A 13,967-nucleotide genomic window follows, 5' to 3' on the forward strand; every position below is an offset into this window, starting at 1 on the left:
GGGCATCCCGAAACAGGACGCCCGGCTAATCACTGCAGGTTTACTTCTTCACGTCGAAGCGGTCGTTGTTCATCACCTTGGTCCAGGCGGCAACGAAGTCGTTCACGAACTTCTCCTGATTGTCGTCCTGAGCGTACACCTCGGCGTATGAACGCAGGATGGAGTTAGAGCCAAACACCAGGTCTACACGGGAAGCCGTCCACTTGGTGCTACCACTCTTGCGATCCACGATGTCGTAGACATTGCTGCCCTTCGGCACCCAACGGTACGCCATGTCGGTCAGGTTCACGAAGAAGTCGTTGGTGAGCTGGCCTTCGCGATCGGTGAACACACCGTGCTTGGTGCCACCATGGTTGGTACCCAGTACGCGCATACCACCGACCAGTACCGTCATTTCCGGTGCGGTCAGGCCCATCAGCTGCGCCCGATCCAGCAGCATTTCTTCCGGTTTGACCACGTATTCCTTCTTCTGCCAGTTACGGAAGCCATCCGCCAGCGGCTCCAGCGGCTCAAAAGATTCCGCATCCGTCATCTCATCGGTGGCATCGCCACGACCTTTCAGGAAAGGCACGTGTACCGGATAACCTGCCGCTCTGGCAGCCTTTTCGATACCCAGATTACCGCCAAGCACAATGACATCGGCAATGCTGGCACCGGTATCAGCGGAGATCTTTTCGTAAACCTTCAGCACCTTGGCCAGACGCTGGGGCTCGTTGCCTTCCCAGTCTTTCTGGGGGGCCAGGCGAATACGGGCACCATTGGCACCACCGCGCATGTCAGAGCCACGGAAAGTACGGGCGCTGTCCCAGGCCGTTGTGATCAGCTCGTTAAGGGTCAGGCCGGCTTCGTCAATCTTCTCTTTAACCACTTCCTCGATATAGTTGGTCTCTCCCTGGGGAATAGGATCCTGCCAGATCAGATCTTCGGCCGGCACATCCGGGCCGATGTAACGGGACTTCGGCCCCATATCCCGGTGGGTCAGCTTGAACCAGGCGCGGGCGAAGCAGTCCTTGAAGTACTCCGGGTCCTTCATGAACTTTTCACAGATCGGCCGGAAAGTCGGGTGCATCTTCATGGCCATATCCGCATCGGTCATGATCGGATTGTGGCGTTTGGAAGGATCCGTGGCGTCTACCGGCTTGTGCTCTTCCTTGATATCAATCGGTTCCCACTGATTGGCACCGGCCGGGCTCTTTCTCAGCTCCCACTCATAGCCAAACAGCAACTCGAAATAACCCATGTCAAACTGGGTTGGGTTCGTGGTCCAGGCACCTTCAATACCAGAAGTGATGGCGTTAGCCGCTTTTCCACCCATATTCGGGTTGTGCCAGCCAAGGCCCTGCTCGTGCACGTCGGCACCTTCAGGCTCGGGGCCAAGTGCCTCGGCGTCACCATTACCATGGGTTTTACCAACGGTGTGCCCGCCTGCCGTCAGGGCGGCGGTTTCTTCGGCATTCATCGCCATACGGGCGAACGTTTCCAGCACCTGGTCGCCGGATTTGATCGGATCGGATACACCGTTAACACCCTCAGGGTTCACGTAAATCAGACCCATCTGCACCGCTGCCAGAGGGTTTTCCATGGTGTCTGGCTTTTCTACGTTGTCATAACGTTCGTCGGACGGTGCCAGCCACTCCTTCTCTGCACCCCAGTAGATGTCTTTCTCCGGGTGCCAGATGTCTGCACGGCCGTACGAGAAACCGAAAGTCTTGAAGCCCATGGATTCATAGGCAACGTTGCCGGCCAAAATAAACAGATCGGCCCAACTAACCTTGTTGCCATACTTTTTCTTCAGCGGCCAAAGCAGGCGACGGGCCTTGTCCAGGTTGCCGTTATCAGGCCAGGAATTCAGCGGAGCGAAGCGCTGGTTACCGGTACCACCGCCGCCACGACCATCGGCCAGTCGGTAGGTACCCGCTGCGTGCCAGGCAAGCCGGATCATCAAACCACCGTAATGCCCCCAGTCTGCCGGCCACCAATCCTGGCTGTTGGTCATCAAATCGTGCATGTCCTTTTCGAGGGCTTCGTAGTCGAGCTTTTTGACCTCTTCGCGATAATCGAAGTCTTCCCCCATGGGGTTGGTCTTGTGGTCGTGCTGGTGCAGGATGTCCAGGTTCAGGGCCTCGGGCCACCAGTTGGTATTGTCCTGAGCGTGGGCGGTACTGCCGCCGTGCATAACCGGGCACTTACCACCAGAATTGGTCTCACTCATCGTACTCTCCTGCTTCTGCGTCATTGGCAAAAAGGCGATTCTTATTCAAGAGCAACTATCAATATAGATCATCCACGGTTGGCTGCTTGAATGTTTCCTACCGCCAGAATAGTTAAAGGCTATCGTTTTTCCCGCTGCACTGGGAACCTGTAACTCACTGGGCAATCGCATAATTCCCGCAGTAATCGGCCAGAATTCCCAGGAAGTCACGCCACGCAACCGGTGTGAGATAGGACAACGCTGACATTGGGTAACTCCTGTGTTAACGAGAACACCATTACCTTACCGCCGACGCTATTAAAAGGAACAATTAATTAAAAATAAATTTGCGAGAGTTTTTGTTTATCGATTAAAGGCGCTCGATAGAGGTGAACTTTCCGGCATCGTCAAACAGGATGCGAAAGCTGCCGCGTACGCCGTCATTGAGGAAGAAACGGGAGAGAATACGGGCCGGGAACCGGACAGAACGTCCGTCCCGGGCCCTGGTGTGAACATCGGTGGCCACGCCCTGATAGAGCTTGATCCACTCATCAGGGCTGATACTGATGTCCACAATGATCTGCTGCATTGGCGCGTCTGTCTCAGTTGGCCAGTTCAAGCAACAGTCGGTTCAGGCGGCTAACATAGGCGCCAGGGTCTTTCAGCTGTTCACCACTGGCCAGGGTGGCCTGGTCGAACAGAACGGCAGACAGCTCCCTGAAGCGCTCTTCGCCCTTTTCGGCTTCGAGTCGCTGCACCAGCGGATGATCCACGTTGATTTCAAAGATCGGTTTGCTCTCCGGCACTTTCTGTCCGGCAGCTTCCATGATCTTCTTCATCTGGGCGCCCATATCGAACTGCCCCACCACCAGGCATGCCGGTGAATCGGTCAGGCGATTGGTTACCCGTACTTCCTGCACCTGGTCTTCCAGAGCGGTCTTGATGCGCTCCAGCAGGTCCTTGTGCTCTTTTGCAGCTTCTTCCTGGTGCTTCTTGTCTTCCTCGGTTTCCACTTCACCCAGGTCGAGATCACCACGGGCCACGTCCTGGAACTGCTTGCCGTCGTATTCGTTCAGGTAGCCCATCATCCACTCGTCGATGCGATCGGAGAGGATAAGCACTTCGATGCCTTTCTTGCGGAATACTTCCAGGTGCGGACTACTCTTGGCCGCAGCAAAATTGTCACCGGTGATGTAGTAGATCTTGTTCTGGCCTTCCTTCATCCGGCTGATGTAATCATCCAGAGACACGTTCTGAGTGGCTTCGCCGGTATGGGTGGTGGCAAAGCGCAACAGTCCCGCAATTTTTTCGCGGTTGCTGAAGTCCTCTGCCGGACCTTCTTTCAGCACGGTGCCAAACTCATCCCAGAAGCCCTGGTACTCATCGCCGTCTTTCTTGGCCAGCTTGGACAGCATGTCCAGCACCCGCTTGGTCATGGCGGTGCGGATGCTCTCGACGGTGCTGTCGTTCTGCAGGATTTCCCGCGATACGTTCAGGGACAGATCGTTGGAATCTATCACGCCCTTGGCGAACCGCAGGTACAGCGGCAGGAACTGCTCGGCGTCATCCATGATGAACACGCGCTGCACGTACAGTTTCAGGCCACGGGGCGCTTCCCGGTTGTACAGGTCGAACGGCGCGCGCTTGGGTATATACAGCAGGCTGGTGTAGTCCAGCTTGCCTTCTACCTTATTGTGGGACCAGGTCAGCGGGTCTTCAAAATCGTGGGCGATGTGTTTGTAGAACTCCTTGTACTCTTCGTCTTTGATCTCAGTACGAGGCAATGTCCACAGGGCGGTGGCATCGTTTACCGTCTCTTCTTCGCCCTTCTTGTCCTCTTCTTCCGATTCGGACTTCATTACCACCGGGAATGAGATGTGGTCAGAGTACTTCTTCACCAGGCTGCGAAGCTTCCAGCCATCGGCAAACTCTTTATCCTCGGATTTCAGGTGCAGCACGATTTCGGTACCACGCTGCTCACGAGTCGCCGGCTCGATGGTGAACTCGCCATCGCCCTTGGATTCCCAGTGCACGCCGTTGTCGGCAGGCTCGCCCGCCTTGCGGGTGAATACTTCCACTTTGTCCGCCACGATGAACGCGGAGTAGAAACCAACACCGAACTGACCGATCAGCTTGCTGTCTTTTTTCTCGTCGCCAGACAGTTGTTTGAGGAACTCGGCGGTGCCGGACTTGGCGATGGTGCCCAGGTTGGCGATCACATCGTCACGGGTCATACCGATGCCGTTGTCGGCGATGGTGATGGTGCCGGCATCTTTATCGTAATCCAGGCGAATCTTGAGATCCGAATCGCCTTCAAACAGCTTGTCGTCTTTCAGGGCAGCGAAGCGCAGTTTGTCTTCGGCGTCTGAGGCGTTAGAGATAAGCTCACGAAGGAAGATCTCTTTGTTCGAGTACAGAGAGTGGATCATCAGGTGAAGCAGTTGCTTCACTTCAGTCTGGAATCCCAGGGTCTCTTTGTTGGCTTCTACCGTCATGGCTGGTTTGGTCTCCTGCTGTGTCACAAATAAAGAAACAGTTTTATGAGCAAGAGAGTGGGGGTTGGCCGGAGTATTTCAACCCCGGCGAGCACCCAAAATCAGTCTTCGAGCAGGAAGTGAGCGCGGGCGGTAGCGATGGGCTGGGAGCGAGACTTCTGCCAGGCGGAGATCATCACATTGGCCACGCGGTTACCCTGGCGGGTAAGCCGGCACTCGGCGTACGTTTCCCGGTTCAGGCCGGCCCGAAGATAGTCGAGGGAGAAATCGACAATTCGGGGCATGCGGAAGGTGTCCTGGGACATAATCAGATAAATAGCCGCAGACATTTCCATAAAACCACCAATCACACCGCCATGAATGGCGGGCAGGATCGGATTGCCCAGGTTCTCTTCCTTTGCGGGCAGGCGGAAGATCAGGTCATCACCAAATCGGTCGCACTGCAGGCCAATCCAGCTGGCGTACGGGATACTCTCCATCATCCGCGAGAAGTCGCCGGTTTCCTGGGTGTAGCGCAGAATTTCCGGGTCGGTCATTCCTCACCTCCGGTGATCAGGTCGCGATAGGATTTCGGCGTGGCTTCTTTGCCAATGCGCATGAAGGTGCCCACGCAATTGGCGATGGTTTCACCCCCCTCCTGATAGGCCTCGCAGCGCGTAAAGATGATGTTACGGGTGATCTTGTAGGTCTCTGCCCTGGCGTACACCGGCTTCCGGGGCTCCGCCGGGCGCATGTAATCCACTCTGAGATCCAGGGTCGGACACAGCTCAAATTCATCCAGACCACAGATCATTACCGAACCGGAGGCGGTGTCCATCAGGGTCGTGATAGCGCCACCATGGATAACTCCAGTGTCCGGGTTGCCAATAATCTTGTCGCTGTAAGGCAGCTCCATAACCAGATAGCCTTCACCCGCCTCCGTTGCGTTCAGACCCAGTTCCCTTGCCTGGTTGAGCGTACTGATAAACCGGTTAACCCGGTTTATTCGGGTTTCATCATTCATTCAGGACTGTCCTGCAGATCAGTTCTTGGATTTTACGTCCGCATCGGCACGGGCGGGTATGGCTTCTTCGAAGACCTTGCCGTCGCGCAGGGCGGATAATGCATCTGAGTGGAATTCCCGGCGGTAGAGTACGTACACCACCAGGGTTGAGGCAGCCATAAAGGCCACCGGATGAATGAACCAGGCCACCACAGCCAGGGCATAGTAGTAAGAACGCAAGCCAAGGTTAAACGCGTCGCCGGCCAGGTTACAGATGTTGCCGGCGCTGCGGGCAAAGGCCTCTCGCGCTGCCGGACTGGTCTTGCTGTCGTCTGGTAGCGGCGCACTGCCAATCATGACGGCCACGAAATTGTACATTCTCATGGACCAGGTGAACTTGAAAAACGCGTAAATAAAGACCACCAGCAACACCACCAATCGCAATTCCCAGATTTCACGACTGGGCACAGCGGAAAATGGCATGGTGGCAAAAATTTCCATAGCCTCGCTGGTGTAGCCGAGGGCGGTGATAATACCGGCGAGAATCAGCAGACAGCTGGACGCAAAAAACGCTCCGTTGCGTTCCAGGTTACCGACAACCGAGGCGTCTGAAATACGGTTTTCACGCTTGAGCATGACCCGCATCCAGTCTTCGCGGTATAAATCCAGGGTGTTCGACAGACACGAGCGAGAGTTGGCGCGATTGCGCGAATACCAGGTGTACCCTCCCCAGCAGACAAAAAACCAGATCAGTGCCAGAAATTCCAGATAGTAGCTCATTGGGTGGTTAAAAAGCCTGGATTGGGGAGATAAATAGGGCGAAAACTTCCGTTATGATACGCCAAGGGGAGCGCGCCGACCACTGTCTGTCGGGCGGTGCCGACGTCGGAAACCGGTCTGTGCTATAAACTTACCCCAACGTTAAGGAGACATAAGTGAGACCCGGAATGTTGACCAGATATATCGCGATAGCGGCAATCGCCCTCACACTGACAGGGCTGGGTGGGTGTTCTGTGAACCCGGTAACCGGAGAGAAGCAGCTGTCTCTGATTTCAGAGAACCAGGAGCTGGCACTGGGAGCGGAACAGTACACACCCACACAACAGACCCAGGGCGGCCGCTTCTACATCGACCCGGAACTTTCCATTTATGTGCGTGATGTGGGCCAGAAGCTGGCGCGCGTGAGTGACCGGCCAGACCTTCCTTATGAATTTGTCGTGCTCAATAACAGCGTGCCCAATGCCTGGGCCCTGCCCGGCGGCAAGATCGCCATCAACCGCGGCCTGCTGGTGGAGCTGGAGGATGAAGCCCAGTTGGCATCGGTGCTGGGCCACGAGATTGTTCATGCAGCAGCCCGCCACAGCGTGCAGCGGATGCAGCAGGGCATGTTGATCAGCGCCGGGGTGGCCGGACTGGGCTTCGCCCTTTCCGATAATGAATGGGCCGGGTTGATCATGGGTGGTGCAGCTCTGGGTGCACAGCTGGCGCTGGCCCAGTACAGCCAGGGAGACGAACTGGAATCCGATGCCTACGGTATCCGATACATGAAAGAAGCCGGCTATGATCCACAAGCCGCCGTAGAGCTCCAACAGCTGTTTCTGAAGCTATCGGAAGGCCGTCAGAGCGGATGGCTGGATGGCCTGTTCGCCACTCACCCTCCCTCTGCCAAGCGGGTTCAGGAAAACCAGGAGCTGGTTCAGAAGATCGGTGCCGGCGGTTATCGCGGCCGGGACGTTTACCAGCGCCGTATCGCCAAGCTCAAGGAACTTCAGCCAGCCTACGATGCTCACGATGAAGCCATGAAGCTGGCCTCAGAAGGCAAGTATGAAGCGGCTCTCGATCAGGTAAACAAGGCCATCAAGCTGGAACCGCGAGAAGCCATGTTCTTTGCGCTGCGCGGCCGAATCTATCGGGGCATGGAACAACCGGAGAAGGCCAAAGCCGATTTCGACAAGGCCGTGTCACTCTATCCGGAGATGTTCCAGTATCAGCTGTACAGCGGTTTGAACGAACTGGAGCTGAACAACCTTGGCAAGGCAAAAAGCCATCTGGAGAAAGCCAATCAGGTGGTACCCACTTCCATTGCCTATCTCCGACTAGGTGATATCGCGCGGCAACAGGGCCAACGCAGGGAGGCAGCAGCCTATTACTCCACCGCCGCTGAGGCCGGTGGTGATGTGGGGGCTGAAGCTCAGCGCAAGCTGGCCGAACTCAACGAATAGCTGTTTGCAGTGTCAAAAAAAGCCGGGCGCCAATACGCCCGGTTTTTTTATGGTTGTCACATTTGCTGACCTGACACAAAAACCGCGTCAACGATTGCATTGACTTCTAGAGCAATAACTCTAAAAATCAGATTAACCAACAACAATCGGATGGCGACCATGATCGTAAAACGACTTCAGCCAATGATGTCCCACGCACGACGCAGCTATGTTGAGCTGATGTTCCAGGTGATGGGGCGCGCACTGCAGGCAATCAGCGAGGTGGATGAAGCCACCCGAAACGAAACCTGCGAACTGCCGGAGGGCTTCCTGTTCGAGATGCAGGTTATGCCCAACGGGCCAAAACTCATCGTTGAACACACCGGCAACGGTAAATTGCTCTTCCACGGGGATGAAGCTCCACGCCCCGTTGACCTCTCGATCCAGTTCAAGCATATCGCCCATGCCTTCCTGGTACTGTCGTTTCAGGAGAAGACCTCCGTTGCCTTTGCCAACGACCGCATGCTGGTGGATGGGGATGTGAGTTACGCGGTGCGGATGACCCGGGTTCTCAACCGACTGGAATCATTCATCCTGCCCCGACTAATTGCCGAAAGGGCGGTCAAAGAATATCCGGCAACCATCAAACTGCCTGAAAAACTCATCAGTGCCGCCCGCATTTATCTGAAAGTCGCCACCCAATTCGTCGAGACAGTGAGAGCATAATGACCAACAAATACTACGAGTTCTTTTGCCCGGTAAAAGTGATTGCCGGTAAAGCCGCGCTGGAACACATTCCCTATGAACTGACTGGCCTGGCAGCCAAACGGCCTATGATTGTCACGGATAAAGGGGTGCGCGCGGCCGGCTTGCTCGAGCCGGTAATTGCCGCCTGCGAAGAAAGCGGGCTGGAGATTGTATCCATTTACGATGATGTGCCACCGGATTCCTCCACGTCGGTGGTGAAAGACATTGCCAGCGTTTACCGCAAGGAAAAATGCGACTCGATCATTGCGGTGGGCGGCGGCTCCGCCATTGATACCGGCAAGGCGGTCAATATTCTGGTATCCGAAGGCGGCGATAATATCGCCAAATACAGTGGCGCCGGTGTTCTCAAGCACCCGCTCAAGCCGTTCTTTGTTGTGCCCACCACGGCGGGTACCGGTTCCGAGGTAACCTCGGTGGCGGTCATCACCGATGAGAAAAAAGGCGTAAAACTTCCGTTTACCTCATCATTCCTGCTGCCTAACGCCGCCATCATCGACCCGCGTATGACCCTGACCCTGCCGCCCCACATTACGGCGGCCACCGCTATGGACGCGCTCACCCATGCTACGGAAGCGTTCACCTGCATGGCCAAAAACCCCCTGAGCGACGCGTACGCCACGGCAGCAGTCAAGAAGGTGAGCCAATCCCTGCTTTCAGTCATGGATAATCCGAAAGACAGTGATGGCCGACTGGAACTGGCTCAGGCGTCAACCATGGCGGGCATTGCCTTTTCCAACTCCATGGTGGGCCTGGTCCACTCTCTGGGACATGCTACCGGAGCCATCTGCCACCTGCCCCACGGACTGTGCATGAGCCTGTACCTGCCCTATGTGCTTGAGTTCAACCTTGAGAGCATTCGGGAGCCTTTGGGCGAGTTGCTGCTGTACCTGGAAGGTCCGGACGTCTACTCCGCCACCCCTGCGAGCCGACGTGCCGAGGCCAGTATTTCAGCCATTCGAAAACTGCGGGATGCCCTCTACAAGCGCTGCGAACTGCCCCGGACGTTGAAAGAAACCGGCAAAGTACTGGAAAATCAGCTGGAAAGCATTGCCAAGCTGGCCCTGGACGACGGCTCGATCATGTTCAACCCCCGGGAAGTGAGCCACGAAGATGCCATGGCGGTGCTTCGTCGCGCCTGGGCCTGATACCTCGGAGGCATATCTCGCCCCGGCCCTCTCTGGCCGGGGTTAGCCTAAAGTCAGATTCACAATGATTGAAATAAAATAGTAAGAAGGTAATATTTAGCGGGCATTCTGGCAGGGAGTTGGCCGGGTATCGATCTAACCAGCGTATGGGCCTGTCCTATCCAGAGTTCCGCCATGAAGAAACTCCTTTTCAAGCTCTCCTTTACCGCGATCCTGTTGAGCCTGCTAACCACTTTCAGTGGCAATGCCGCTGCCGAAGTGGACAATCAGGAGCGGGTGTTCCGCTTCAACATCTCTCCTAACGGGTACCCACCTTATCTGATCGTTGATGGCAGCAAGCCCTCCGGTATTATGTGGGACGTTGTAAACCTGATTGTCCCTCGCCTGGGCTACGACGTGGAACCGGTAAAAATCCCCAGAAAACGGGTAGACCCTATGCTTGCCGACGGCTACATTGACGGCACGCCAAGGGCCATAGAGTGGACGGAAGAGCCGGAGAAGTTCCTGTTTACCGACCCGGTCGTTCACGTGGAGGAAGTATTCTTCTTCCCGAAGAGCTCTGAGCTTGAATACAAACACCCCGCAGACCTCTACGGCAAGACGATTGTCACGCCACTGGGATACTACTATCCCTTTCTCGAGCCCTATTTCAAAGATCATCGCATTAAGCGATTTGACGTCTCCAGAGATCGGGAGATTTTCACCTTTGTGCTGCATGGCGAGCAGTTTCACGCAGCGCTTGCGGATCGGTTGGTCGGGCAATGGATTCTCAGGAACGAAGGACTGACCGAGCACTTTCGCTCTTCTGTGGAAGGAATCAGCCAGTTCGGCTTCCGGATCATGCTGCGTAAAGACTGGAAAGCGTTTGCCGAGGCCTTCAACCAGGAGCTGGCAAATATCCAGGAGAATGGCGAACTCGACGCCATTCTCTCAAACTATCGCTAAAACCCGATCACTCGAGGCGACGAAGCAGTAGCATCGGCGATACGCTAAGCACTGGTCGTAATTGCCAGCGGCCAAACAGCGCCAACAGAATGGCTGCAATCAGTGGTACTGGCAGCACCACCTGCCAGTGCCAGCGGAAAGTGCCCTCGAACATTCCGGCCTGGAGCGCATATACCGCCCCTTCCGCCGCAATCACACCGAGCGTACCGGCAAAGAACCCCAACAGTGCGAATTCCAGCATAGTACTGCGTGCCAACAACGACTGCTGGCCGCCCAGGGTTCGCAGCAACGCTCCTTCCCTCTGACGATCCCGCAGGGTGGCACTGACAACCGCTGCCATCACCACAAGAGCGGCCGCGAGAATCAGCGCCAGGATTGCCTCAATGGCCTGAGTTACCTGCTGCACAATCTGCTGGATGCGATCAATGATATGGTCTATCTCCAGCACCGAGACCGTCGGGAACTGGCGCGAGAAGTCGTTCAGAGCCAGTTTATTGTCCGGGTTCAGATAGAACGCGGTAATCCAGGTGGCGGGCATGTCAGTCAGACCGCCATCGGGCGGAAAGGCCATGTAGAAATTGGGTTTCATGCTGTCCCACTGCACAGTACGAATACTCGTGACTGGCTCGGTCACCTTGCTGGAGCCGATGGTGAAGGTCAGCCGATCACCCAGCTGCAAACCGAGTTTCTCCGCCAGCTCAGCTTCTACCGAAACCCCCTCGGTTTCGCCCGGCCCGAACCACTGGCCATCCACAATCCGGTTGTCTTCCGGCAGCTCCGCCATCCAGGTCAGATTCAGCTCCCGGTTCAGCGCACCAACCCGCTCATCCTTGCTGATCGCTTCTTTCACCGGCTCGCCGTTGAGTTCGGTCAGGCGACCGCGAACCATCGGATAAAGCGTCTCCAGGGGCGCGCCGTGAGTGGCCCAGAATTCCTCAACATCATCCACCGCATCAGGGGCAATGTTGATCAGGAAATGGTTTGGCGCGTCGTCCGGCAGTTGGGCCTGCCAGTCGTCCAGCAGCGAGGAACGCACCAACACCAGCGTAGCCGCCAGCATCAGGGTCATGGCAAAGACCGCCATCTGCGCCATACTGGCACGACGGTGCCGATATAAGCCCACCAGGGCCAGGCGCCAGGAGTTGCCGCCACCCTTCACTCTGCGCAACAGGGCGACCATGCCCCACCCCAGCAGACCGAGCACACCCAGCAGCACTACCAGCCCGCCCAAAAGTGCGGCCACCAGCATCAGCTCGCCGGCGTACATCCATACCAACCCAAACACGGCGACCACCGCCAGCAGGATATCCGGAATGGCTTCCCGGCCGGTTTCGCCGGGCTGGGAGCGTAATACCCGCATGGCGGGAACATTACGCAGGCGGCGAATGGGCGGATAGGCAAACGCGAATAGAGAAACCAGTGCCGTCAGCAAGGCGGGCGTTAATGCCGCCGGATCCAGATAAAAATCCACCGGCCGTTCCAGCACGTCACTGAGCAAGCGCACCAGCAGCCAGAACAACGGCAACGCCACCGCCAGACCGCCCAACACACCGACGACACCCCACAGAGTGAGGCGCCGCAGGTAGAGCTCACCAATGCCCCGGCTGGATAATCCAAGGGTTTTCAGCAATGCCACCGTGTCCCTCTGAGACAGAGCGTATTGCCGGCTGGCTACGGCAACGGCTACCGCCGCCAGCAACACCGCAAGACTGCCGCCCAGCAGCAGAAAGCGTTCGGCCCGCTCCAGGGAGCGCGAGAAGGTTTCACCGTCTCTGACCCCTTCCCACTCGTGACTGGGCTCCAGCTGTGGTTCCAGCCACTGGTAGTAGTCATCAAGCACACCTTCGTCACCGGCAAACAGGTAGACGTATTCCACCCGGCTACCTTCCTGGACCACACCGGTGGCGGCAACATCATCCACATGCATCATCACCCGTGGCGCCAATGATGAGAGCCGGAAGCCCCCATCCGGCTCGCGGATCAGCAAGCGAGTAATTTCCAGCTTCAGATTGCCGACTTCCAGAGTATCGCCGATGTCCAGTTCGAGCAGACGCAGCAACCGTGGATTCACCCACACCTGGCCGGGGCCGGGGCCCTGACTGACAATCTGTCTCGGCTCTTCAGCACCGGGCTGGATCTCGATTTCGCCGCGCAACGGATATTCGTCACTCACCGCCTTGACCGAGACCAGCTGAAATCCGCTTTCTCCGAAGACCATGGTGGAGAACTCCACCATGCGCCCGGTTTCCAGGCCTCGGGACTGGGCATTCTCTAACCATTCCTGTGGGATCGGACGGCCGTTCTCGGCTTCCAGTTGCCGGTCTGCCGCCAGAAAAGAACTGGCAGACGATACCAGGGTTCGCTGCAGCTGACTGGCGAACAGCGCAATCGTGGCCACGGTGGCAACAGCAATAATCAGCGCAACCAGCACCACACGAACGTCGCGTTCGCGCCAGTCACGGCTCACAGACATGAGTTTTTTTGAGGCTCCCATCAGTGTGCCGGCTCCCCGGCCAGATCCGGCTCAGTCAGCATGCCCGCCTCGATGTGCAGCTGCCGGCCGCAACGTTCGGCAAGGTGTTCATCATGGGTAACCATCACCAGTGTGGTGCCCTGCTCCCGGTTCAGATCCATCAGCAGGTCAGACACCGCCTGCCCGGTCCGGTTATCCAGATTGCCCGTCGGCTCATCGGCAAACAGAATGGCGGGGTCGGATGCAAAGGCACGCGCAATCGCGACCCGCTGCTGCTCGCCACCGGACAACTGACGAGGGGTATGGTTCAGCCGCTCCCCCAAACCTACCCGATCAAGCAATTCTCTGGCCCGCTGCTCCGGTGCCTCCGTGCCGCCCAGTTCCAGCGGCAGCATCACATTTTCCAGCGCGGTCAACGCCGGCAGCAACTGGAACGACTGGAACACAAACCCGACCCGACGGGCCCGGAGCTTGGCACGCTCATCTTCACTCAGCTTGCTGATGACCGCACCATCCAGTTCAACGGTGCCTTCCGTGGGTGTATCCAGGCCCGCAAGCAAGCCAAGCAAAGTCGTTTTGCCGGAACCGGAGCGACCAACGATGGCTACGGACTCTCCCCGATTGATTTCCAGACTGACCCCCTGCAAGATCGTGAGCGTATCGGTTTCCAGGCTGACCCGATGGGTCAGATCAGTCACCCGCAACATAAGGTTGCTATCGGTATTACTGAGATCCGTCATCTGGTTCACGGTAACTCCATTGTCTGT

12 protein-coding genes are annotated in these 13,967 nt (G+C 56.8%); 4 read left to right on the forward strand and 8 right to left on the reverse strand.

The window, feature by feature from the left end; genetic code table 11:
- Window positions 1-40 precede the first annotated feature (40 nt).
- From katG to MARHY_RS10575, 6 genes are all read right to left on the reverse strand, one after another.
- Complete coding sequence (gene katG, locus MARHY_RS10550; RefSeq protein ID WP_014421793.1) at window positions 41-2,212, reverse strand: catalase/peroxidase HPI; 2,172 nt, start codon at window positions 2,210-2,212, stop codon at window positions 41-43.
- A 349-nt stretch (window positions 2,213-2,561) separates the two neighbouring features.
- Window positions 2,562-2,780, reverse strand: a complete 219-nt coding sequence (locus MARHY_RS10555; protein ID WP_014421794.1) for a DUF2835 domain-containing protein — start codon at window positions 2,778-2,780, stop codon at window positions 2,562-2,564.
- A 13-nt stretch (window positions 2,781-2,793) separates the two neighbouring features.
- Window positions 2,794-4,686, reverse strand: a complete 1,893-nt coding sequence (gene htpG / locus MARHY_RS10560) for a molecular chaperone HtpG (RefSeq protein WP_014421795.1) — start codon at window positions 4,684-4,686, stop codon at window positions 2,794-2,796.
- Between the two features lie 101 nt (window positions 4,687-4,787).
- Window positions 4,788-5,222, reverse strand: coding sequence for a PaaI family thioesterase (locus MARHY_RS10565; protein WP_011784563.1), 435 nt, complete (start codon window positions 5,220-5,222; stop codon window positions 4,788-4,790).
- The gene (locus MARHY_RS10570; RefSeq protein WP_014421797.1) at window positions 5,219-5,689 is read right to left on the reverse strand and encodes a PaaI family thioesterase; all 471 of its coding nucleotides are present in this window, start codon (window positions 5,687-5,689) and stop codon (window positions 5,219-5,221) included. The genes MARHY_RS10565 and MARHY_RS10570 overlap by 4 nt, the downstream gene beginning before the upstream one ends.
- An 18-nt stretch (window positions 5,690-5,707) precedes the next feature.
- On the reverse strand, window positions 5,708-6,448 hold the full coding sequence (locus MARHY_RS10575) for a DUF599 domain-containing protein (RefSeq protein ID WP_014421798.1): 741 nt from the start codon (window positions 6,446-6,448) through the stop codon (window positions 5,708-5,710).
- 167 nt (window positions 6,449-6,615) lie between these two features.
- Between MARHY_RS10575 and MARHY_RS10580 the strand changes: the two genes are divergently transcribed.
- The 4 genes from MARHY_RS10580 (at window position 6,616) to MARHY_RS10595 (ending at window position 10,727) form a co-directional block, all read left to right on the forward strand.
- The gene (locus MARHY_RS10580) at window positions 6,616-7,890 is read left to right on the forward strand and encodes a M48 family metalloprotease (protein WP_041654787.1); all 1,275 of its coding nucleotides are present in this window, start codon (window positions 6,616-6,618) and stop codon (window positions 7,888-7,890) included.
- A gap of 159 nt (window positions 7,891-8,049) precedes the next feature.
- Window positions 8,050-8,595: a hypothetical protein gene (locus MARHY_RS10585; RefSeq protein ID WP_014421800.1), complete on the forward strand. Its 546-nt coding sequence runs from the start codon at window positions 8,050-8,052 to the stop codon at window positions 8,593-8,595.
- Complete coding sequence (locus tag MARHY_RS10590) at window positions 8,595-9,782, forward strand: iron-containing alcohol dehydrogenase (protein WP_014421801.1); 1,188 nt, start codon at window positions 8,595-8,597, stop codon at window positions 9,780-9,782. Before MARHY_RS10585 ends, MARHY_RS10590 begins: the two co-directional genes overlap by 1 nt.
- Window positions 9,783-9,956: 174 nt before the next feature.
- Window positions 9,957-10,727: a substrate-binding periplasmic protein gene (locus MARHY_RS10595; protein WP_011784557.1), complete on the forward strand. Its 771-nt coding sequence runs from the start codon at window positions 9,957-9,959 to the stop codon at window positions 10,725-10,727.
- A 7-nt stretch (window positions 10,728-10,734) separates the two neighbouring features.
- Here MARHY_RS10595 and MARHY_RS10600 read toward each other — a convergent pair whose 3' ends face one another.
- Together MARHY_RS10600 and MARHY_RS10605 are read right to left on the reverse strand one after the other, a co-directional pair.
- Window positions 10,735-13,221 carry an ABC transporter permease gene (locus tag MARHY_RS10600; RefSeq protein WP_041654790.1) on the reverse strand — a complete coding sequence of 829 codons (2,487 nt, stop codon included), beginning with the start codon at window positions 13,219-13,221 and terminating at the stop codon, window positions 10,735-10,737.
- Window positions 13,221-13,940, reverse strand: coding sequence for an ABC transporter ATP-binding protein (locus MARHY_RS10605; RefSeq protein ID WP_081496594.1), 720 nt, complete (start codon window positions 13,938-13,940; stop codon window positions 13,221-13,223). Before MARHY_RS10605 ends, MARHY_RS10600 begins: the two co-directional genes overlap by 1 nt.
- Window positions 13,941-13,967 lie beyond the last annotated feature (27 nt).

It is taken from the genome of Marinobacter nauticus ATCC 49840 (assembly GCF_000284615.1).
GTDB classification, from domain to species: Bacteria; Pseudomonadota; Gammaproteobacteria; order Pseudomonadales; family Oleiphilaceae; genus Marinobacter; species Marinobacter nauticus.